Here is a 21983-nt window from a genome sequence, read left to right as displayed (position 1 = left end):
ATTTAGCGCGATTTCTAACCGCTATGGCATTAATAGCTCTGTAAAAAAGTCAATCAGGAACTGCAATTTTCTTTAAAATTAAAATTTCCTGACATTTTACATTTGCTTACTGAACAGCGTTCAGTATATTTGCTGCATTAAATTAAATGATATGGGAGTTCCGGAAAGAAAAGAGCGCGAAAAAATGGAGATGAAAGAGCTGATTAAATCGGCTGCGCTCAAACTTTTCCTGGAAGATGGAGTACCAAAAACCTCTATCCGGAATATTGCCGATCAAATCGAATACAGTCCGGGTACAATTTATTTATATTATAAGGATAAAGACGAACTTTTGTACGACATGCAAAGTGATGCTTTTGCAAAGCTTCAGCGGGCCTTTATCGATAACGTGACTAGTCCGATACCAGTTGTACGTTTGCAACAGCTTGGCAGAACCTACGTATCGTTCGGACTTGCCAATCCGGAACTGTACGATCTGATGTTTATTATCAGGGCGCCAACAAATGTTGATGAGGAAGTACATAAAGCCAACGGAGAAAACTGCCTTAACTTTTTAAACAAATGTTTATCAGACTGTATCGACGATGGATCGCTGATTGTTACAGATCTAAATTTTGCTGTTCTACAGGTTTGGGCAACAGCCCATGGATTGGTTTCGCTTAATCTCCGCTGCCGTTTAAAAGTTACCGGCGCCAAAGAAGAAGAAGTACCGGCTACATTGTTAGCTACTATGGAGAGTTACATTAATTCGATAACAAAATAGTTTTTTTTACCCAACAACTGAACACTGTTTATTTATTAAACTTAATTTAAAATATGATCAACAATTATAAAAATCTTCTTTCTACTAGATAAACCTTTTTTTACCCAACCACTAAACACCGTTCATTATGTACACACCATTTATCAGATTACTTTTGTTACCCTTTATCATTCTGGGTATCTGGAGTAGCAGCGCTAAGGCGCAAACCAGCCGGCTTGATGGCTATATTGCAGAAGCATTCGAGCGTAACCAGGGTTTAAAAGCACAACAGATCGATCTCGACAGGGCACTGTATGCTTTAAAAGAAGCACAGGCCATGTATCTGCCCACTGTAAGTTTGCTGGGCAGTTACACCAAATCATCAGGTGGCCGAACCATCGATGTACCTGTAGGCGACCTGATCAATCCTGTTTATAAGGCCCTGAACGAGTTAACCAACTCCAATCGTTACCCACAACTGGAGAACCAATCCTTTTTGCTCAATCCGGATAATTTTTATGATGCTAAAATACGCACCAGTTTACCACTGATCAACGCCGAGATCAGGTACAATAAATTGATTAAGCAACAGCTTATCGGGAACCAGCAGGCGGCCATAAATGTTTATAAGAGAACATTGGTAAAGGATATTAAAACAGCCTATTACAGGTATTTCCAGGCATTACAGGGTTTAGCGGCTTACAAAAGTGCCCTTGTATTTGTTAAAGAAAACATCCGTGAGAACGAAAGCCTGCTCCGTAACGGCACACGCAACAGAACAGCATTGCTCCGTGCGCAAACCGAGCAGCAGAAAACAGATGCATCGATTATCCAGGCACAGCAAACGGTAGATAATGCCCGCTCCTATTTCAATTTCCTATTAAACCGGCCACTACGCGATTCCATTATTGTAGAACAGAATGCATTTACGGTTCAGGGCGTTAGTGCAGATACAACTGTGGGGGTACTACACCGGGAAGAACTAAATCAGCTGCGTACCATGCAGCAGGCCTATACCCTCGATTACAAGTTGCAGAAATCGGGCTTCATCCCTAAGGTAAATACTTTTGTTGATCTCGGTTCGCAAGGTTTTGATTTTAAGGTAGATGATAAAACCCGTTATTACTTATGGGGCGTAAATCTTCAGTGGGACATATTTACCGGTGGACAGCGGAAATACCGCGCCGCCCAATCGCAGGCCAAAGTACAGGCCGCTGCAGCCAAACTGGATGAAACCACACAGCAAATGAACCTTCAGCTCGATCAGGCTTATAACAACTACCGATCGGCAAAAGCTGCTTACCAAAGTGCCGTTGCACAACTCTCGTTCGCTGGCAAATATTACAATGATCAGCTAAAAGCTTACCGCGCCGGACAACTATTATACCTGGAATTGGTTGATGCACAGAATCAGCTCACGGGCGCATACCTGCAGAACGCCGATACACAGGCAGGACTTGAGATTGCCATTGCAGAGCTGGAACGTAGCCAGGCCACTTATCCCATCAACAACCCTAACTCAAAATAAATGATTATGAAAAATTTAAAATACTTCAGCCTATTATTATCGCTGCCTTTTTTACAGGCCTGCGGACCTCAGCCCAAAGCGGTTACCGCAAAAATGGACAATGATGCCATACCGGTGCAATTAATGGCTTTGCAACAACAGGCAGGTAATAGCGCTGTTACCGCATCCGGCCAGTTTACCACTGATGATGAAGTAATGCTGTCGTTTAAAACCGGTGGTATCATTAGCACATTGAATGTTAAAGAAGGCGATGCCGTTAAAAAAGGTCAGTTGCTGGCCACACTCAACCCGACCGATATCAATGCGCAATTGTTACAGGCAAAACTGGGCAGCGAAAAAGCCGAGCGCGACTTTCAACGCATCCAGAACCTATACAAAGATAGCGTGGCAACCCTTGAACAGCTTCAGAACAGCAAAACCAATATGCAGCAGGCGCACCAGCAACTTAACATTGCCGCTTTTAATCAGCAATACTCGCAGATCAGGGCCCCAAAAGATGGATATATCCTCAAAAAACTGGGCAATGTTGGTCAACAGGTCTCAGCAGGTAGCCCTGTACTGCAGACAAACGGTGCCGGTAGTGCCGAATGGGTGTTACGCGTAAACATAAGCGATAGCGAGTGGGCCATGCTGCAATTGCATGATCAGGCGCAGATTGAAACTACTGCACTTCCCGGACAAATTTTACAGGGTAAAATATCACGCCGTTCGGAAGGTGTTGATCCAGCTACGGGCACTTTCAGTGCCGATATTACCCTTTTGGGCGATAAACCCCGTGCCATTGCAGCCGGTATGTTCGGCAAAGCGGTAATCAACCTCAAACATGATAACACTAAAAACAGCCGTCAAAACTGGCAGATCCCTTACGAGGCGTTACTGGATGGCGACGGTTCAAATGGTTATGTTTTTATTACCGACGATAATAAAATTGCCCATAAGCGTAAAGTAACTGTGGCGGGCATCAATAAAAATACGGTAACCATCAGCGATGGTCTGGCGGGTGCACAATCGCTCATCATTTCGGGCTCACCATATTTGACAGACAACAGCCGCATTATTGTTCAATCTTCTAAAACAGCAGCCAAATGAAAATATCAGAATACGCTGTAAAAAATAGCCAGTTTACCCTCGTCATCTTTTTGATGATCATTGTGCTCGGTATTACCACCATACTGAATATGCCCCGCTCGGAGGATCCGGAGATGCATGCACCTGCCTACCTGGTGATTGTTAATTATCCGGGTACCAGCCCGAGGGATATTGAAGACAGGGTGGTAACGCCGTTGGAAAAAGTAATATCCGGACTCGATGATATAAAAAGGGTACGTACCAGTATTTCCAATGGAGTAGCGGTGATCAGGGTTGAGTATAAATATAGCTCGAATATCGATTCTAAATACCAGGAAATCGTAAGGGAAGTAAATAATAAACGGGCCGAACTGCCTGCCGAGGTAGCAGGGATAGATATCCAGAAACAACAGCCATCTGATGTGAATGTATTGCAGGCTGCTTTGGTATCCGAAAATGCCCCACGCAGTAAAATGCAATATTATGCAGAAAAACTGCAGGATGAGCTGGAAAAAGTATCGGCACTTAAACAGGTTTCTATTTTTGGTTTGCCCGGTCAGCAGGTGCGCATTGAGCTCAACCTCGAAAAAATGTCGCAGATGCATTTACCAGTGGGTGCTGTGATTAACAGCCTGCACAGCGAGATGGCCAGTATTCCGGGTGGAAGTGTTGATGCATCGAAACTTACCTTCAATATCAAAACCAACGATTACCGTACGCTGGATGCGGTTAACAACACTATTGTTTATAGTACCGGTGGCAAAAATACTGCGCTTAAAGATATTGCAAAGGTTTATTACGGTTATGGCGAAGAGAAACATATTGCCCGTTTAAACGGTCACCGTTCCGTTTTTGTGGTAGCAGCACAGAAAGAAGGTGAAAATATCAACAAAACCCAGGGCGAATACATCAAGGTATTAAGCGATTTTAAGAAGATATTGCCACAGAATATCGATCTGGTACAGAATTTCGATCAGGCAGACAATGTTAACCGCAGGCTTACCGGATTAAGTCATGATTTTATTATTGCCATATTACTGGTAGCCATTACATTATTGCCTTTAGGCTTCCGCCCAGCTGTTATCGTAATGATTTCTATCCCGTTATCACTTGCCATAGGAATAGTACTGTTGCAGTTATTCGGTTTTAACCTCAATCAGCTCAGTATCGTAGGGCTGGTGGTAGCACTAGGGTTACTGGTAGACGACAGTATTGTAGTGGTTGAAAATATAGAAAGATGGATGTTGGAGGGACATTCGCGGCTGGAGGCCACGCTGAAAGCCACCAAACAGATCGGTATGGCCGTAGTTGGCTGTACGGTGGTATTGATTATTGCCTTTATGCCCCTGGTGTTTTTACCGGAAGGTTCGGGCGATTTTATCCGTTGTCTGCCACTGGCGGTAATATTCTGTGTGCTGGCTTCGATGGCCGTATCCCTTACCATTATTCCATTTTTATCGAGCCGCTTGCTTAAAAACCATACCGGCAATCCTGAAGGTAATTTTTTAATGCGTGGACTTAAAAAACTGATCCACGGCAGTTATGCCCGTTTGTTGGATAAAGCACTGAAAAGGCCCTTTATTACCATTGGTGTGGCTTTGGTTATATTTGTGGCATCGCTGAAATTGTTCGGAATTATCGGATTCAGCCTATTCCCATCATCGGAAAAACCGCAGTTCCTGATCAACATTACAACGCCTAACCAATCAAACCTGCCATATACCGATTCGGTGGCAAGGGCAATTGAAAAACAGCTCAAAAAAGAACCGCTGATCAAATATTATGCAACCAATGTTGGCCATGGTAACCCACGTATTTATTATAATGTAATTGCCGAAAACAACCGCAGCGATTTTGCACAGTTATTTATACAACTCAACAATGATACCCGACCGGACGCCAAACTGGAGCTCATCCAGAAATTGCAGCGGCTTTGGGCGCATTATCCGGGTGCAAAAGTTGAAGTTAAAAACTTCGAGCAGGGCCCACCGGTGGTTGCACCTGCAGAGGTGCGGCTGTTTGGAGAAAACCTCGATACATTGAGGGCCTTATCCTTAAAAGTAGAAAAGATGCTCCATGAAACACCTGGTACCATGTATATAAACAATCCGGTGAGCCTGTTAAAAAGCGACATCAGGGTGGCAGTTAATAAAGATAAGGCCCAACAGCTGGGTGTATCATCACTGGCTGTTGATCAGATTGCCCGCCTGGCCGTAACCGGCCTGGATATGGGTACTTACTACAATAACGATAATAAATACGGTTATGGCGTATTGCTTACACGCATGAAAGAAGGCCGGCCAAACCTCGATGCATTTACAAACCTGTACGTAAACAACGCACAGGGAAATGCGCTTCCGTTAAACCAAATAGCCACGCTTAAACTCGAGGCATCGCCTGCGATCATCAATCACCAGGAAAAAAAGCGGGTGGTTTCTGTACAGGCCGATGTGCAAAAAAACTTTTTGGTAAGCAGGGTACTTGAAGATGTACAGCAAAAAATGGACAAAATGAAACTACCGGTGGGTTACAGCTACGAAATGGGCGGTGAAATAGAATCGCGGAACAACTCTTTCGGTGGTTTCCTGAGCATTATTGTGGTAACCATATTTATGTTTATAGCGATACTGGTATTACTTTTTAAAACCTTCAAAAGTATGCTCATCATTCTCTCGGTTATTCCTTTGGGCATAGTTGGTGCTGCAGTGGCACTGTGGATTACAGGCAACTCGCTTTCATTTGTGGCAATTATTGGTTTAATAGCGCTGGCGGGTATCGAAGTCAAAAACACCATTCTACTGGTTGATTTTACCAATCAGTTAAGACGGCAGGGCAAGGGATTACAGGAAGCAATACGCGAAGCCGGCGAAGTGCGCTTTTTACCAATTGTGCTTACTTCATTAACAGCCATTGGCGGATTGATACCGGTTGCAATATCAACCAACCCGCTGATCTCACCACTTGCGATAGTACTTATAGGTGGATTGATCAGTTCTACCCTATTATCCCGTATTGTTACGCCGATAATATACGAGTTGATCCCACCGGCAATTGAGCCAGTGGAGCAGAATTAAATACTAAGCTAAAAATAACAATAGCCCCCTCTAACCTTTAAGGTTGGAGGGGGCTATCTGTTTCAGCGCAATGGCATTTTACTAGCTTTAAGAAAAACGTTTCGCTCTGACTGAACTCCCGGGTTTTATCCAAACCGCTTTTTTACTTATAATTTTTCCTTTATCATCTAAAAATTTAGCTTGCCAAAGGATTTTCTTCTGCCCGTTATTGGTTAATGTTGTGGCTGTATTTCCTTCATGTTTTACCGTAAGCGAGGTCATCAATACCGGTAAATCCTTTAGTTCGCAGGTTGTTGTTGTTTTTCCACGGTATAAAGTTGTAATCTGATCAAGCCTGGCATCGGCTTCAATCCCCATCAACCCTTCGGTAAAGCCTTTAATTACGCCAAAAGAAACTTCAGGATATTCTCTTCTGGCAGTTAATGGATCGGTTAAATGGAGCAGATAACCGCAGCCCTTATCTGCCTGCCCATTCTGGTACATTATCAATGGAAAGTACGACAGGTTTTCTACATTCCAGTTTTTTGAAAGTAAATGCTGTATGGTTTTTTCTTTTCGTTCGCCTTCTTTTAAGGCATTGAACCAAAGTAAAAAAGTTCCCCCTTCGTCCATACCAAACTTATGGTCGTTTGAATAAAAAGTATTATACCTCGAAACACTATCGTTCCACCACAAAGCATCGATACTTTTCTGATATCCCGCAGCCTTTTCTTTAAACTGTTTTGCCTTTGCGTACTGTCCTTTTACTTCCAGTATGGCCGCATAACTCATCAAACCTCGGTATATTGCACCAACAAGATCAACCCCCATTTTAATATTGGGCACACCTTCTGAGTAGGAAGGCAAACCTCGGCACCGGTGAAAAGAATCTTTATCGTTAAAAGGTACCGGCGCATTCGGATGTGTTGGTCTTTTCAATAACGAATCTGCCTGCAATACCCAACGATCGATATAATCGGTAACCGATTTTTCGTGAAAGAGTTCAAAAGCTGCATCCTTAATGTATTCCTGATCACCTGTCCATAAATATAACTGCCAACTGGCATTCAGTATATCAAAATTTGCATCCAGGTTATACCAGAACTCTTTATCGTTGCGGTAATCTTCCACTGCCGGTTTTCCTAAATGGCTAATTTCCCAGTAAGAGCACCAGTCTTTAGATTCGGAGATATTGTTTACAAAATGCCTGAACATGTTTTTATTTTCGCTACTCAAACCAAGTATCTCGCCACCAATACTCTGATGGGCCACATCGCGCATACAGAATGCAGATCGTGGTGGCAATGCCGATTCGTACCATGGGCCTACCGGATCGGCTGGTTTACCCTTATAGCTGATTGCCATTTCTTTAGCCCTTGCAAATGCAGTTTGCAGTGCCGCATCAGTTGATTTAAAACTTACCCCGCTTTGGGCATATACACCAAAGCAAAAGCAAAGTAAAAAGGTGATCAAAAGCGTTATCTTCATGTGTTTAATATCAAATAGGTGTTATTCAGAAAAAACCGTAACCGGATCAATCTCTTTAAAAAGGTAGCGTTTATTTAAGGGGAGTTTGTCGTGAGTTACCGTTGTGGGCATATCTTCTTTCATGGTATTTACCTCCTCAACAGTTATTTTATGGTTTAAAATATCATATTCAACCCTGGTTTGTCCGCCAGCACCCTGATTATAGGTTTCCATATAAACAAGCTCAAGTTCATTGTTTACAAAACGGTATTTGGTGTCGCGGTTGCCAACCGGCCCAACAGAATAAGTTGACATCACCAGGGTCCGGTTCTGATCGATGCTGATATCTTCGCTATCATACTGGGGAAAATCGCCGTTGATATAAGCCGCGCCAATAGCTTCCCACGAAGTTGCGTACAAACGGTAACCGCCGGTTGGTGCTTTCAATAAAATTAAGGTTGGCCGCTTTGCTGTGCTATCTGTTTTATGCTGTAAAACCAGAACTGCATCTTCCAGATTGTCGGCATCCAGTAAACCTTTTGTTTCGATGGCTATTTTATAGGTTTCGGGTACAAAATCCTCGATTTCATTTCCACTGACTGGAAAATCGGTCATTTCGAACTTTTTTTCCGGTTCGATCGAATTAACCGGAGTTGTGATCGGCTGCCCCACTGTAGCTGCCTGTTGTAAACTATCTGTTCCAATAGTATCGGCCAACTGGGCATCTGTTTTACCTCCAAACCAATGTAGTTCATAACCCAATAAAAAAATCAGTAAAAAGCCAAAAGATATGGCACCCAAAATAATTTTAGTCTGTTTTTTCATATGGTATTTAAGTTAAAGCATTTCCCGTTTATTTTTTCAAAAGTTCAAATAACTCGGTATTGATGTATAATGTTTCCTTCCAGATTTTTTTTGATTGTAACATCCCTATATGCTCAAGCCCATGCAGGTATTTTGATGCGGTTACCCTCGATATCTTTAATCGCTCTACCAGAAACTCAATTTTACAGTAGGGTTGTTCGAACAGCAGTTCAAGCAAATCTTTATTATAAAGTTTAGGGGCGCGATCTTTTATTTTATCCTGCAATTCTGTAAACAGTTGATTAATTGCCCTAATCTGGCCAGCAGTTGCTTTGGCTGTTACTTCAACGCCTTTCAGCACAAACAAAATCCATTCTTCCCAGCGATCGTGTGTTTTTACTTCACCAAGTAACCGATAGTAATCTGCTTTATGTTTAATGATGTAATCACTTAAATACAATATCGGGCGATCCAAAAGCCCATGCAGGCATAGATAAAGTACATTTAAAATTCTACCTGTTCTGCCGTTACCATCATAAAATGGATGTATACTTTCAAATTGATAATGTTGTACCGCCAATTTAATCAGGGGAGAAAGGATATCTGTTTCATTTATATAGGCCTCGAGGTTTCCCATTAACGAAATAATGGTTTGATAATCATCAGGTGGCGTATAAATCACTTCTCCGGTAACCGCATTTTTTAACGATGTTCCCGGTAATCTTCTCAATCCGGCATTGTTTTCTTCCAATATTTCCTGTATAGCAACAATTCCGTTTGTATTTAAAAAGCCTTTCTTTTGGATCATATTAAATCCATCGAGCATTGCTTCCCTATACCGCAGCACTTCTTTCGTATCCTGATCTACCTGTGTACCAGTTGTAGATAGTGCCTGATAAAGCTTATCATGCGTGGTAATTACATTTTCAATCTCCGAACTCGTTTGTGCTTCTTTAAGTATTACGGCATTTAAGAGTATAGATGGGTTGGGCAAGGTATTGGCTAATCCTTTTAACTCGGCCAAAGCAATTGAAGATTGTACAACCTGCCTTAATATGCCTATCGTCTCTATTTTGGTAGGATCAGGAGGCAATAATGGTAAATCATTAAAAGGTATACTATTTTTTTTTGCAGCTCTTTTTTTCATCACCAATATTTTTACATGAGAGGCCTTTCATATAAAGATAATCGAATTTTCTTTACATGACAAATTAATCATATAAAGTTTGTTTATATGAGAAAGCTATCATGTTCAACTTTTTAAATTTTCTTTACATGATAAATACATCATGAAAAGATTTTTTATATGAGGAAGCTATCATGTAAAGTTTTTTATATTTTCTTTACACGACAAACACATCATGCAAAGATTCTTTACACGAGAAGGCTATCATGTTTAATTATTTAAATTTTCTTTACACGACAAACCTATCATATAAAGATAGTTTACAGGAGACTTTTTAATAAAATTTCCTCCTGAACCTCAGAAAATGGAAAATCCAAATGAATAGGTATGGCAAGATAATAGCCGAGTAAATGGGCCATTCGGTATTGAAATCATCCATCAGCGTAACAAACAATACTGATATTAGTACCGGTAAAAGGAAAAATGATAATGCAGCATAATATCCGTTTTCCCTTACTTTCTGAAAACCATTTAAATAAATACCGCAGGAGCCTATAGCCATTGTAAGAATAAAAAACCAGGCAATACCGAAAGCGATGCCCGACATATCGCAGGCATGCTGCACATGATCACGGCTTTTACCGATTATCAATGCCACCAAAGCTGTTGAAACAGCAAGACTGATCAAAGTACTATACAATATGGCAAGGGTAAACTGTTTTTTCATAAGGCGGTTATTTTATAAAACCATTCTTTTTAAGATAAGGCTCCTTACTGACCGGATGTTCGTATTATTTATTCTTTGCCTAATATTGATTGTATAATGCCACGCATTTTTTCTCGTAATCGAAATTAATATCATCGCTAAAGGTTTGCAGATAAGTTTTGGGAAAAACCATTAAAGTATGGATTACAGGTATTTTAACAACCTTATTATGGTGCACCACATTAAATTGTGCGGTATATTTATTGGTTAACAGATCAACACTCGAGGTACCTCCGTTTTCGCCCGAATAAGTACCGCTTACTTCGTAATCTGTACGCTGCATCTTTACCAGTTGCATCTTTTTTTCTGTTTTATTGTAGGCAAATGTGCTGATAAAGCCAGAACGGCCATAATCATTCCAGAATTCGAAACCAGCCTTTGTTGCTACAAGGGTATTGCCAAAGTTGAGCTTCCATATTTTCAGGCTTTCTATTTTCTTAAACTTCTGACTGGAGAGCCGGCAGAATAAGGTTTTGGTATCGCTGTTGATATAAACGGTATCCTTTTTAAGGTCGTGATCAAAATCTTTCACCAATCGCCGTGTACTTTGTGCAAAAGAAGTAGCGGGGAGGATGAAGAATAAAAATACCGCGGTATAATAGATGGTTAATTTATTCATAGGTTTGGTTTATTTTGTAATCCAACACATTGGGTTACACTTCTGTTTTAAACAGTAAATGCGGTTAAATGTTGATTAAATTATCTAATTTTCTTTTAAGCCTGTTATATTTTCTAATTCAGTCCATTCATTTTAAAAAAACCAGCATCTTTTAGGCATGATAATGGCTATTGACTGTAATCATAAAAATCAATTCTAATCGTTATTTTTGGCAAGCTCTTCCATTAAGGCACATATCATACTATTCAGCACCAATGATTATCAGAAAACCTTTCCCCGTAATTCCTATATCTTTAATGTTGGTTTTATTTGTCGTGTTTTTTACGGGCAATGCCTTTGCGCAAAAAAATAACCAGGCAGATAAGGGGCAAGATGTATCGATACTGGCCGACTCTGCCACATTAACCAAGGGCGATTATCTTGCCCATTTGGAGAAAGTTTTCGAAACAGTAAACAAAGTGCCGGTTACGGTGGCCTCGTTCAAGAAACTTAAACCTATTGCAGCGCATTTAACACAGGATGAAGCTGCGCTGGCATTGCTCAAAAGCAGGTTAACGCAAAACGACAGGGCAATGAACCTGCAAAACCTACAAATGGACCAAACTTTACTGGAAGAACTGCGCAGCAACAATAAAGATTGTTTGGCCGATCTTGATGAGTATGAGAAAGAACTGCGTGCATTAAAAACCGAAATCCTGAACCTGCGAAAAGATACGGTACTGATTAAGTTATTTACCTCCCCTGCTGTACGCAGCATGTTTAAAGAACAGTTTGCCGAATTAGGGAAAAAACGTTTGGTGATGGATAGCCTGCTTAAAGGCACCACTTTAACCATCAATAATTTTCAGGCGAGAACATCGGCCAATCTGATCAACATTAAAGAACTGATGTACCTTACCGATAACCAGCTCGATGCAGTTAGCATTAAAGCTTTTGGCAAAGAGCGCCGCTACCTGTGGGAATCGGTAAATAAACCGGCCAACAAAAGTGTAGGTTTCAGGCGGTTTATTAAAGGCGAACAGGAAATATCAGGTTACTATTTTGTATACACCAGAAGCAGCCGTTTATTGTTACTTTTTACCTGCGCCATATTTTTTCTGTGGGTGTTTTTCAATTTCAGGAGTGTAAAACGGCGCGAGCGCCTAGAAACCCTCGATGGTTTTTCGCTCATCAGTCCGCAGCCCTACCTTATTACTTTTATTACCCTTTTTACACTTGCCCCTATTTTTGATCTGCGGGCACCTGCGCTTTACATTGAGGCAGTGCAAGTGATATTAGCGATACTACTCACTGTATTTTTCCGTAAAAAACTCGGTAAAAGGTTATTTTATTATTGGTGCATTTTTGTAATCCTGCTTTTGGCGCCCGTTTTTCTACGTTTATTGGGCATGCCACCAAGATACCAGCGCTGGCTTTTACTTTTCTTAACGGTAAGCTCTGTAGCTTATGGCATTATGGTGTGGAAAATGCTGGATGAGAAAGCCAGACGGTACAAAATGATCGTTACTACCGGCTTTATCTATACTATATTTGCCATTATTGCTACTTTCTGCAATTTATTTGGTCGTTTTACGCTTACGCAGATTTTTTATTCAACCGGGGTAAGTTCATTATTAAATGCGATATCGCTTACCATTTTGGCCAAAGTACTCGTAGAAGCTTTCTTATTGCAGATGAAAAGCAGCAGGATCAGAAAAGGTTTCCCTGAATATTTCGACTGGCAACCGGTAATTGCAGGATTAAAAAGACTTACCGGCATTGGTGCCACCATTATCTGGTTTGTAATATTTACCACCAACCTGAATATTTTTAACGGACTTTACGAATCGGTTATGGAAATCCTGACCGAAAAAAGGATCATCGGCAGTTTTACTTTCACTTTTGGTGGTGTGGTATTATTCCTGGGGATCATCTGGATTGCCAATTTCTTACAGAAATATATTGCTTATTTCTTTGGCGATACAGGAGATGATAGTTTCGACGATAATAAAGGCGAACGTTCTAAATTATTGGTTACCCGTTTGGTACTGTTGATTGGTGGTTTTTTGATCGCAGTTGCGGCATCGGGATTACCGATAGATAAAATTACCGTTATTCTTGGTGCTTTAGGTGTGGGTATTGGATTGGGATTGCAGAATATCGTAAGCAATTTTGTTTCGGGTATCATTCTCATTTTTGATAAAACGATCCGTATTGGCGACATTGTTGAACTGAGCGACAAAAAAGGAAGGGTAAAAGAGATCGGTGTACGTGCCAGTACCCTGCTGAGTGATGAAGGTGCAGAAATTATTATCCCAAATGGTGCAATTTTATCGAATAACATCATCAACTGGACACTGAGCAATAACCAGATGAGGGTAAATATTTCCTTATCTATCGCCAAACCTTTTAATACAACAGAAGTGGTAAATATGATAAGGGAGGTTATTGCAGAAAACAACAATGTATTTATTAGCAAAGAACCTGTAATTATGATCAGTCCGGTGAGTAAACTGAACAGTAAGATCAATATTTATTTCTGGTGCAAGGATATTTCTAAAGCAGATTTAACGCGGAGCATGATCAATGCGCAGATTTTTGAAGTATTCGAACATAAAGGAATCGAGATCTTATAACATAGGTTGGCCTGCACTTAGATTTTAGTGTTTGATATCATTATTTTCAAGTTCATAAAACCGGTCGTTTTTAATACGGAGATCGTTTACATTGATGCGGATAAAATAATCGCCTTCATCTTTATTGTAAATATCCGTTTTATTGTTGAGGCAGTAAAGCGTAGTCTGTTTCTGCCCCTCTTCTTTTTGTAATATGATATATTTATTGTTGTTAAATTTCCGAACCTGTTCAGTAGTTACATCTTTAAAATCCTTGCATAGGGAAATTAATTTATCATATTCGGCGGTCGAAATATAGATCGAGAAATCAACCTTTCTGAATTTCTTATTTTTATCGGCAGTAAAAGAAACCACATTATCTTTAACTGTTATGTTTTTAAAGCGATATAAACCGGCAACCTTCGCTTTCGGTATCCTATAAGTGTATAACAGTGTATCTGTCCAGATTTCTTTCTTTTGGAGGGTATCGAAGTGCGAATTTTTCTTGGTAATTACAAAAAATGGCGACCTGGAGAAGAGTGTATCAAGGTTTTCGTTAAAGCTCACCTGATCGATATCAAACACGCCATAATCTTTACCGATATATTTAGGGTTTTGCCTGGTACAGGCCACAAAGACAACTAACAGAGATAAACTGATTAGGCTAAGGTATTTTTTCATTACTTAGTAATTTAGATTGGTTTAAATAAAACAGATAACCGAAATGATGACGAGGAGGAATAAAAACACCATTAGGAAAGAAATTTTACGGTCTTTCTTAAAATACCGCCAGATCTGTTCGAAAATTATGGCCAAAACCCAGATAATAATAATCGCCGCACCTAAGATGATATAACCTACGGGCCCCATGGTGTGCCTGTGTTCGTTGCCTACGCAAAGTGCATGTGGGTTATAGGTGAATTCCATTAACAGATATACCCCGAACAAAGGTATTACCAATAAAGCTAACCGTTCGATTATCTGCCTGGTTAAAGTTTTTCTAGCGTTCATTTATTATTGATCAAGCGTGGATTTAGATAAATACTAAGTTAATTCAATTCCATTAACAGATAAATCCAAAATGTGTTTTTTATCTTTAAGCCGTGAATAAATTTTTCATTTCAGGGCTGTATATCTATCCTATTAAATCGCTGGGCGGCATAAGTCTTGATCAGGCCAGGCTTGAGGAAAGGGGCCTGCAATACGACAGGCGATGGATGCTTGTTGATGAAGAAGGAACATTTATCACACAGCGCAAGTATTTCGAACTGGCTATGCTTGCCGTAAACATTGTTGATGGCAGGCTGGTGATATCGCATAAAACACAGGCAGATCAGCAGGTATCATTTCTGTTGGATGAGGACAATGGAAAAAGTTTTCCGGTTGTGATCTGGAATGATACTGCTATAGGCGTTGAAGTTAGCGCAACCGTAAGCAACTGGTTTTCGGATTTTCTGAAATTTAAAGTGAGGTTGGTAAAAATGCCCGTTACCGAAAAAAGAATGGTCGATCCGAGGTATGCATCGAACGATGAAGTGGTCAGTTTTGCCGATGGTTATCCATGTTTATTGATCGGTCAATCGGCCCTTGATGGACTTAACGAAAAACTTCAGAACGCGGTTAAGATGGACCGTTTCAGACCAAACTTTGTTTTTACCGGTGGAACACCCCATATCGAAGATAGCTTTAAGACCTTTTACATTGGCGAAACTTTATTTTCGGCAGTAAAGCCCTGTGCAAGGTGTGTATTGATCACCATCGACCAGCAAACTGGAGAAAAAGGGCAGGAACCGTTAAGAACACTGGCTGGTTACCGCACCGCAGGTAAAAAAATCTTATTCGGGCAGAACCTTTTGCACCAACATTCGGGAATAATCAAACTGGGCGATGAGTTAAAAGTTGTGGAATGGAAGGTGGAAGAAATGTAAAATGGATGAGGTATGATGGATGATGGAATTAATCTCGGGTTAAAAACCTTAATTTCCCTTAACTTCTTAATAGTCAGAAAAAAACACCATAGTTATAACGTTATAGTATTCTACTCATTATTTTGAACCACCTAAGCCACTTGAGAGCACCTTAGTTCTGTATCATTTTGATTTATCGCCCCCTAAACCCTACGCCTTAAACCTTACACCCTAAACCTAACACCATATATCCCTCAACAGCAACTTAATAGTTACAAACTTTTCCATGCTTTAAACGTTTATTTACGACGCTCCTCACCAAACAAGGGAGCAAAATAGTTTAACGTATTTAACTGATTAATTGCTCCATGACAAAAAAAATCATCATCGCAGTTTTTGCGGTATTTATTGTTTTATCCGGTGTAACCTTCTGGATATTCAACACTTTCGATCAAACCACAAATGAGGCCAATGCCCGTACAGAAGCAGATTTTACCACGGCAAGATTTGTAGCAAAGGAACTTTGGGTAATGGAAAAGAAACAGAACGACCGCGTGCTGATGTCCTATCTCTTTATCAAACCAGAAAAGGAAGACATTAGCCTTCGCTTACCGTGGCAGGGCAATACCGAAGATGAAAAAGCACTGGCCAACAAAATTAAAGAAGGTGATACGGTAGAGGTTAAAGTGCTTAAATCGCAGTTGGCCTCTGCACGTGAGGCTGGCGTGGGCAAAGCCATATCGCGTTTTATTATGGGCGACAAACGTGAGGTTACCATTTTTAAACTTACCGTTAAAAATGAACTGCTGGTAGAAAAAGGCATACACGATTGGGATGAGGCAAAAATAACCTTATTGGGCAGACTAACAGATAACCCCTGGTTATTGCTTATCCCATTCTTTATCCTGATGTATATTATTGGTATAGTTAATCGAAAAAAGGCGAAACAACAACGGGCATAACACTATGGCAAAGTATTATCAGATCAACGATCGATCCATTGTGATCAAACCACTTGTGTTTCTGGTTCCAATTGGTATAGCTGTAATTGCACTGTTTCTATTATTGCCATTGGTGACAATTATAATAATGGTTAAAGGAAATTTTGCAGAAATTGAAGCGAAGTATTTTGCGGGTTATCTGCTTTTAATACCTTTTCTTTTGGCCTGCATGCTTTTTTTCACTTATGGCAGGCGCCAGGTAATTTTTGATTCAACAGCGCAAAACATCAGCCTTAAAACCATTTTTGGCAAAAAACAGTTGATGCGGTTTAACGAGGTAGCCTCAATCGATCCACATATACGCTTCGGACTGGTTTATTACCTAAAAAGCACCAACGACCGTTATGGTAAGGGCTATCGCATCTCTCCTTCTTTTACCGGCGAACAGGATAAAGACAAACAACATTTCGATGCCGTTGTGCTCTCTTCGGTAAATAATATGATCAATTCAATTCAGGAGCTGCCACTTGCAGCAGGGCCAAGTCTGATTGATTTAGGTGTGTTAAACTATTACATCTCGAATGATCAGGGGTATAAATTAAAACGCAGGGGTATATCAAAATTTGTACCGGCACTGATCTTTTTCGGGTTATTTGCCTGCTATTTCTGGTACAACCTATTCACCAGGATACAACCAACCGATAGCGACAAACAATTATCGGCTATCGTATTATTACCAATTGCCATTTTTGTGCTTACCGTTAGTAAAAGGGTAGTTTTTGACCTGAACACCAAAAAAATAAAAGTTTACCGCCTGGGTATATTGTTTAAAAGTTATGCTTTTGATAATTTTGCAGGCTTCAGCATTGTACGAAAAACTTATAACGGGCTTTACAACGGCACTGATGTACGTTTAAAATTCAATAAAAAAACAGGCACATCCGAACTCACCCTGGCCGATTTTGGGAAGACTAATCCAATAGAAGATTTCATTGCTGAAACCGAGTTTGTATTGAAAAAAATGAAAAAACCGTGAAAGAAATATTAATTGAACAGGCAGCGAAAAAAGATTATCAGGAACTGATTACAATATGGGAAAGCTCGGTAAGGGCAACACATCATTTTCTTTCCGAAAGTGATATTGTTACTTATCGGGAGTTGATTTTAGACCAATATTTTGATCAGGTACAGCTTTATAGCGCCAAGGAAGACGGGAAAATATCAGGTTTTATCGGAATCAGTGGCGAAGCGATACAAATGTTGTTTATCCATGCTGATGCAAGGGGAAAAGGACTGGGCAAAAAGCTTATCGATTTTGTCAAGAAAGAACATGGCATTAATACAGTTGACGTAAACGAACAGAATGATCAGGCAGTAGGTTTTTACGAAAAGTTGGGTTTTGTAACTGTTAGCCGCAGCGAACTGGATGATGCAGGCAAACCTTACCCGATACTATCGATGGAGCTGAAAACTACTTTGTAACTGATATTGAATGTTACCATCAGCCGCCAATCCAGCATTTACTAGGGATCGAATTAACCGTCAGACGTTTCCATCTGACGGCAAGATTTAATTATACGTTAGGCTAAATGAAGAGAAATCGGCATCCTGACTAACACTTCCTTTAAAATGAAGGCCAATACGTGGACTTCTATCCCATTGTGGTAAAAAATTAACGGTTATTTTTTCCTGGACAGGTACATTTTGCCATTCTTTATTGCCTTCTCTGAAAAATACAAGCAGGCTTAAATCATCGGCAATTTTCATTTTAAGCCCAACCGGAACTGTTATTGAAGTTTTTGCTTTCGAAAGCACCGTTCTTACTTTATTTTCTACTTTCCAGAATTCTATTTCATTTCCAGATATGCCAATACCTATTGCTGCGCCTGCATCGCCATAATATACCAGACCTTTTAACGCGGTATTGGTATTGGTTACTGTTGTAGTGGCTTCAAAAGCTCCCGATACCGGCCTCATAGTTAATGCTATCCCGGCAAGGTTGTCTTTATTGATACTTCCTGATAAATGAAGCTGGCCGTTCTGTTGCAAAATTTTTGGTGTCGAATTTCTAAAATCCCATTGCCATCTTTTATCAACTGCTGGCTTAGCAAACACTAATTTAAGATCCTGATTAACTGCCGGACCGGATAGTTCTTTAAGTAACGGCCACCCACCTTTTTCCGACCAGTTTAACTGTGCAAGCATGCCCTGCCTACCTGAAAAAACATTCGACTTTTTATTATAAGCATGGTATAGGTAGTTTATTTTTCCATTTGCTGCTTTTACAAAAGTACCGTGTCCTGAACATTTCCAGTATTCGTTTTCCATTAAAAGCGGGTTGTTTTCATATTTTTCATAAGGCCCCTTAAACGATTTCGATCTGGCCACCCTTACATTATAACTGCACTGTGCACCACAACAGTTTCCGGCAGAATAGAAAAGATAATAATATCCACCATTTTTTAAGATGCTCTGCCCTTCCATGCCTATGCGTTCATCGTCTTTGAGCAACGAAAAAGGTTCTCCTTCTACTTTAAGCCCGTTTTTAGATAATTTATAAGCTAAAATTTCAATCGGTCGTTTGTCCAATCCATAAGCTTTAAACGTGATATAACGCGTATCGCCATCAGCATAAACAAAGGCGTCGATTGCTTCCTTTCCATAATCGATGATGATGCCCTGATCAACAAAACCCCTGTTGGGATATTTGGATGTAGCTACCCCGATATAAGAAACGTTGTCTTTTTTCCGTCTTGCGGTATAATAAAGGAAATAAGTATTGTCGTGATAATCGTATTCAGGCGCCCAAAATGAACCCGATGTCCATTCAGGAGCCTTATCAAAAATATATCCCGATTGTTTCCAGTTCAGCAGATCTTTCGAAGTATAAACAGGAAAATGCGGTGCCCATTCCGAAGAGGTACCCACAGCATAATACTGGTTATTTGCCCGGATGATGGTAGGATCGGCAAAATCTCCTGCAATTACCGGTTCTATGGGCGTTTGCGCGGATAAAAGATTTGCTGTTAGGAGTAATTTAAAGATTACAGCTAATGCGATATAATAAGGGAGATTGATTTTCTTTATCATGGATTATTGATTTACCGTCATTTCGATCCGATAGCTATCGAATGGAGTGAAACGAAATGGAGAAATCTACCTCGATAGATTTCAGCAAAATGTCGTCATTGCGAGGCACGAAGCAATCCTACAACGATCGCTGCTAGCGAAAGCATTAAGATTGCTTCGTCGGCTGAAAAAGCCTTCTCGCAATGACGGAACTATTTATTTACCGGCACGTTAATCTGATACAGTTTATCGTGCAGGGCTTTCATCTGTGCTTCCGAAAATTTAATATCTTTTCTGTCGTAGGTCATTAAACCGTTCGTTTCTACTTCTACATCGGTAGTTTGAGTATAAACCCCGGCCGAAAGTCCTAGAGGGATCAATTGCTCTAAACGTTTGGTAAATTCAGCATATTTATTGAACAAATCACCTTTATTTTTAAAGCTCTGGTATCCCCAGTTGTTTTTCTGTTGCCATACATGGCCATCGATCGGAAGACCTAAACCACCAAACTCGCCCAATACAAGCGCGTAATCCTTCCCGAAATAATCAGGACTTGGCATTGCCGGGTGTGGGTAATTATGCAGGTCGATGATATCGCCAACCGGATGGAAATTACCTCCACTGGCTGTATTTACCAATCGCGATGGATCTTTTTCTTTTGTCCACTTGGCAATTTCTACCGTTTTAAACTGTCCCCAGGCTTCGTTAAACGGTGTCCAAACTACAATAGATGGTACATTGTAAAGTGCATCGATAATGGCATTCCACTCTTTTTTATAATAACCTTCTGATTCGGCAGTTCTGTTTTTATCCGAGCCATGGTCTAAAATACCCGGACGGTTTTCCCAGCCGTTACCCAAATCGCCACTTGGCATATCCTGCCAAACCAGCATTCCGGCCTTATCGCAATAGTAATACCAACGTGCAGGTTCTACCTTAATGTGTTTCCTGATCATGTTGAAACCCATTTCCTTTGTTTTATCGATATCGAACTTTAAAGCGGCATCGGTTGGAGCGGTGTATAAACCATCAGGCCACCATCCCTGATCTAGCGGACCAAACTGGAAAACAAATTCGTTGTTCAGCAACATGCGCTGTATACCATTCTGATCTTTGCCGATAGAGGTTTTGCGCATCGCGAAATAACTTTTCACCTCATCTGCTTTTTTGCCTTTTGATATCAATTCTACTTTTAAATCGTATAAAAATGGATTTTTCGTACTCCAAAGTTTAGGATTGGCAATTTTTAAAGTAATGTTGCCACTACCGTCGCCGGTTTGCTCAGCAACTTTTGTAGTACCATCCCAGGCCGAAACTTTAACCTGATCGCCCGCAGCTGCCCCTGTTAAAAATGGTGTAACGGCCAACGATTGCTGATCAATATCAGGCGTAACCTTGATGTGGTCGATATGTGCTTTGTTTACGGCCTCAATCCATACGGTTTGCCATATACCGGTTACCGGAGTATACCAGATACCTTCGGGCTTTTTTACCTGTTTACCTCTTGGCTGAGGACCTTCGTCTGTCGGATCCCAAACCTCTACGGTTAAAGTCTGGTTGCCGCCTTTATTTAAAAACGGGGTAATATTAAAGCTAAAAGGATCGAAACCACCTTCGTGTTTGCCTACCTCTTTACCGTTAATGCTTACGGTAGATCTCCAGTCAACCGCACCGAAATGGAGCAGAATCTCTTTGCCCCTCATATTTGAAGGAACAGTAAATACAGTTTTATACCATAGTAAACTGTCTTTACCAACTGTTTTACCCACACCGGAAAGTGCCGATTCTACAGCAAAAGGAACTAAAATTTTACCCTGGTTAATGGCCGGACGCTGCGATTTTTCGGAAATGGCGTAATCCCAAAGTCCGTTCAGGTTTTTCCAGTTACCGGTACGTTCAAACTGCGGACGCGGGTACTCGGGCAGCACGCTTTTAGGGTTAACCTGCTCAGCCCATGGTGAGGAAATTTTCCCTTTTACTATGCTCCACGAGTTGTTCTGCTGCTGTGCGGATAGGGAAAGTGAGAGCCCCAGCAGCGATAAGAAAATAGATACTTTTTTATTCATTGGTTTAAAATTTGTGTGTTAGGTTGGGTTTAGCAATGTAATTTAACTAGTTGAGCGCAAAATGAATGTCATTCTGAGCCTGTCGAAGGATAATCATTTGTTTTCAGCTATTGAGAGGTCTTCGACTCCGCTCAGACTGACAACTGATTCCGCCCTTACTGATAATTTTGTTTATTTGTTATTGAGTTTTTTGATCAGGTTAACTTCATTTTAAGCTTGCGCTCGTTTCCAAA

The 21983-nt window shown here is 40.6% G+C and carries 18 protein-coding genes; 9 read left to right on the top strand and 9 right to left on the bottom strand.

The genetic code is table 11. The annotated features are described in order from the left end of the window. The first annotated feature begins 151 nt into the window (after positions 1-151). The 4 genes from B2V92_RS22230 to B2V92_RS22215 all read left to right on the top strand — a co-directional run bounded on the left by B2V92_RS22230 (position 152) and on the right by B2V92_RS22215 (position 6412). The gene (locus B2V92_RS22230) at positions 152-763 is read left to right on the top strand and encodes a TetR/AcrR family transcriptional regulator (protein WP_293312251.1); all 612 of its coding nucleotides are present in this window, start codon (positions 152-154) and stop codon (positions 761-763) included. A 127-nt stretch (positions 764-890) separates the two neighbouring features. Next, a complete protein-coding gene (locus tag B2V92_RS22225) occupies positions 891-2270 on the top strand; it encodes a TolC family protein (RefSeq protein WP_293312249.1) in 1380 nt (459 codons plus the stop codon). 6 nt (positions 2271-2276) lie between these two features. Continuing rightward, complete coding sequence (locus tag B2V92_RS22220) at positions 2277-3359, top strand: efflux RND transporter periplasmic adaptor subunit (RefSeq protein WP_293312247.1); 1083 nt, start codon at positions 2277-2279, stop codon at positions 3357-3359. Then, positions 3356-6412 carry an efflux RND transporter permease subunit gene (locus tag B2V92_RS22215; protein ID WP_293312245.1) on the top strand — a complete coding sequence of 1019 codons (3057 nt, stop codon included), beginning with the start codon at positions 3356-3358 and terminating at the stop codon, positions 6410-6412. Before B2V92_RS22220 ends, B2V92_RS22215 begins: the two co-directional genes overlap by 4 nt. Before the next feature lie 87 nt (positions 6413-6499). Here the strand turns inward: B2V92_RS22215 and B2V92_RS22210 are convergent, their stop codons facing one another. The 5 genes from B2V92_RS22210 to B2V92_RS22190 form a co-directional block, all read right to left on the bottom strand. Continuing rightward, positions 6500-7879 (bottom strand): hypothetical protein, encoded by a 1380-nt coding sequence (locus B2V92_RS22210; protein ID WP_293312243.1) that lies wholly within the window; start codon positions 7877-7879, stop codon positions 6500-6502. Between the two features lie 21 nt (positions 7880-7900). Further along, positions 7901-8683 carry a hypothetical protein gene (locus B2V92_RS22205; protein ID WP_293312241.1) on the bottom strand — a complete coding sequence of 261 codons (783 nt, stop codon included), beginning with the start codon at positions 8681-8683 and terminating at the stop codon, positions 7901-7903. 28 nt (positions 8684-8711) lie between these two features. After that, on the bottom strand, positions 8712-9809 hold the full coding sequence (locus B2V92_RS22200) for a Fic family protein (RefSeq protein ID WP_293312239.1): 1098 nt from the start codon (positions 9807-9809) through the stop codon (positions 8712-8714). Positions 9810-10122: 313 nt separating this feature from the next. Further along, positions 10123-10515 carry a hypothetical protein gene (locus tag B2V92_RS22195; RefSeq protein ID WP_293312237.1) on the bottom strand — a complete coding sequence of 131 codons (393 nt, stop codon included), beginning with the start codon at positions 10513-10515 and terminating at the stop codon, positions 10123-10125. Positions 10516-10594: 79 nt separating this feature from the next. Then, positions 10595-11173 (bottom strand): hypothetical protein, encoded by a 579-nt coding sequence (locus B2V92_RS22190; RefSeq protein WP_293312236.1) that lies wholly within the window; start codon positions 11171-11173, stop codon positions 10595-10597. Positions 11174-11427: 254 nt separating this feature from the next. Here B2V92_RS22190 and B2V92_RS22185 point away from each other — a divergent pair, with 254 nt between their 5' ends. Continuing rightward, entirely contained in the window at positions 11428-13788 is a 2361-nt protein-coding gene (locus B2V92_RS22185; protein ID WP_293312234.1) for a mechanosensitive ion channel family protein, read from the top strand. A 24-nt stretch (positions 13789-13812) separates the two neighbouring features. Here the strand turns inward: B2V92_RS22185 and B2V92_RS22180 are convergent, their stop codons facing one another. Continuing rightward, entirely contained in the window at positions 13813-14448 is a 636-nt protein-coding gene (locus B2V92_RS22180; RefSeq protein WP_293312232.1) for a hypothetical protein, read from the bottom strand. Between the two features lie 21 nt (positions 14449-14469). Next, positions 14470-14778: a hypothetical protein gene (locus B2V92_RS22175; RefSeq protein ID WP_293312230.1), complete on the bottom strand. Its 309-nt coding sequence runs from the start codon at positions 14776-14778 to the stop codon at positions 14470-14472. Positions 14779-14870: 92 nt separating this feature from the next. Here B2V92_RS22175 and B2V92_RS22170 point away from each other — a divergent pair, with 92 nt between their 5' ends. The 4 genes from B2V92_RS22170 to B2V92_RS22155 all read left to right on the top strand — a co-directional run bounded on the left by B2V92_RS22170 (position 14871) and on the right by B2V92_RS22155 (position 18097). Beyond that, the gene (locus B2V92_RS22170; RefSeq protein ID WP_293312228.1) at positions 14871-15695 is read left to right on the top strand and encodes an MOSC domain-containing protein; all 825 of its coding nucleotides are present in this window, start codon (positions 14871-14873) and stop codon (positions 15693-15695) included. 347 nt (positions 15696-16042) lie between these two features. After that, complete coding sequence (locus tag B2V92_RS22165) at positions 16043-16636, top strand: hypothetical protein (RefSeq protein WP_293312226.1); 594 nt, start codon at positions 16043-16045, stop codon at positions 16634-16636. 4 nt (positions 16637-16640) lie between these two features. Further along, the gene (locus B2V92_RS22160) at positions 16641-17651 is read left to right on the top strand and encodes a hypothetical protein (RefSeq protein WP_293312224.1); all 1011 of its coding nucleotides are present in this window, start codon (positions 16641-16643) and stop codon (positions 17649-17651) included. Continuing rightward, positions 17648-18097 (top strand): GNAT family N-acetyltransferase, encoded by a 450-nt coding sequence (locus B2V92_RS22155; protein WP_293312223.1) that lies wholly within the window; start codon positions 17648-17650, stop codon positions 18095-18097. The genes B2V92_RS22160 and B2V92_RS22155 overlap by 4 nt, the downstream gene beginning before the upstream one ends. Before the next feature lie 87 nt (positions 18098-18184). Here B2V92_RS22155 and B2V92_RS22150 read toward each other — a convergent pair whose 3' ends face one another. Both B2V92_RS22150 and B2V92_RS22145 read right to left on the bottom strand, forming a co-directional pair. Continuing rightward, the gene (locus B2V92_RS22150) at positions 18185-19705 is read right to left on the bottom strand and encodes a glycoside hydrolase family 43 protein (protein ID WP_293312221.1); all 1521 of its coding nucleotides are present in this window, start codon (positions 19703-19705) and stop codon (positions 18185-18187) included. Positions 19706-19896: 191 nt separating this feature from the next. Next, on the bottom strand, positions 19897-21750 hold the full coding sequence (locus B2V92_RS22145; RefSeq protein ID WP_293312219.1) for a glycoside hydrolase family 2 protein: 1854 nt from the start codon (positions 21748-21750) through the stop codon (positions 19897-19899). Positions 21751-21983 lie beyond the last annotated feature (233 nt).

Origin of the sequence: Pedobacter sp. UBA5917 (assembly GCF_002432345.1) — a bacterium.
Taxonomy (GTDB): domain Bacteria; phylum Bacteroidota; class Bacteroidia; order Sphingobacteriales; family Sphingobacteriaceae; genus Pedobacter.
This window is presented reverse-complemented; position numbering and strand designations above follow the sequence as displayed.

Coding starts and splice junctions, on each gene's coding strand:
- B2V92_RS22230 (WP_293312251.1), top strand. CDS start 152: ATGGGAGTTCCGGAAAGAAAAGAGCGCGAAAAAATGGAGATGAAAGAG.
- B2V92_RS22225 (WP_293312249.1), top strand. CDS start 891: ATGTACACACCATTTATCAGATTACTTTTGTTACCCTTTATCATTCTG.
- B2V92_RS22220 (WP_293312247.1), top strand. CDS start 2,277: ATGAAAAATTTAAAATACTTCAGCCTATTATTATCGCTGCCTTTTTTA.
- B2V92_RS22215 (WP_293312245.1), top strand. CDS start 3,356: ATGAAAATATCAGAATACGCTGTAAAAAATAGCCAGTTTACCCTCGTC.
- B2V92_RS22210 (WP_293312243.1), bottom strand. CDS start 7,879: ATGAAGATAACGCTTTTGATCACCTTTTTACTTTGCTTTTGCTTTGGT.
- B2V92_RS22205 (WP_293312241.1), bottom strand. CDS start 8,683: ATGAAAAAACAGACTAAAATTATTTTGGGTGCCATATCTTTTGGCTTT.
- B2V92_RS22200 (WP_293312239.1), bottom strand. CDS start 9,809: ATGAAAAAAAGAGCTGCAAAAAAAAATAGTATACCTTTTAATGATTTA.
- B2V92_RS22195 (WP_293312237.1), bottom strand. CDS start 10,515: ATGAAAAAACAGTTTACCCTTGCCATATTGTATAGTACTTTGATCAGT.
- B2V92_RS22190 (WP_293312236.1), bottom strand. CDS start 11,173: ATGAATAAATTAACCATCTATTATACCGCGGTATTTTTATTCTTCATC.
- B2V92_RS22185 (WP_293312234.1), top strand. CDS start 11,428: ATGATTATCAGAAAACCTTTCCCCGTAATTCCTATATCTTTAATGTTG.
- B2V92_RS22180 (WP_293312232.1), bottom strand. CDS start 14,448: ATGAAAAAATACCTTAGCCTAATCAGTTTATCTCTGTTAGTTGTCTTT.
- B2V92_RS22175 (WP_293312230.1), bottom strand. CDS start 14,778: ATGAACGCTAGAAAAACTTTAACCAGGCAGATAATCGAACGGTTAGCT.
- B2V92_RS22165 (WP_293312226.1), top strand. CDS start 16,043: ATGACAAAAAAAATCATCATCGCAGTTTTTGCGGTATTTATTGTTTTA.
- B2V92_RS22160 (WP_293312224.1), top strand. CDS start 16,641: ATGGCAAAGTATTATCAGATCAACGATCGATCCATTGTGATCAAACCA.
- B2V92_RS22150 (WP_293312221.1), bottom strand. CDS start 19,705: ATGATAAAGAAAATCAATCTCCCTTATTATATCGCATTAGCTGTAATC.
- B2V92_RS22145 (WP_293312219.1), bottom strand. CDS start 21,750: ATGAATAAAAAAGTATCTATTTTCTTATCGCTGCTGGGGCTCTCACTT.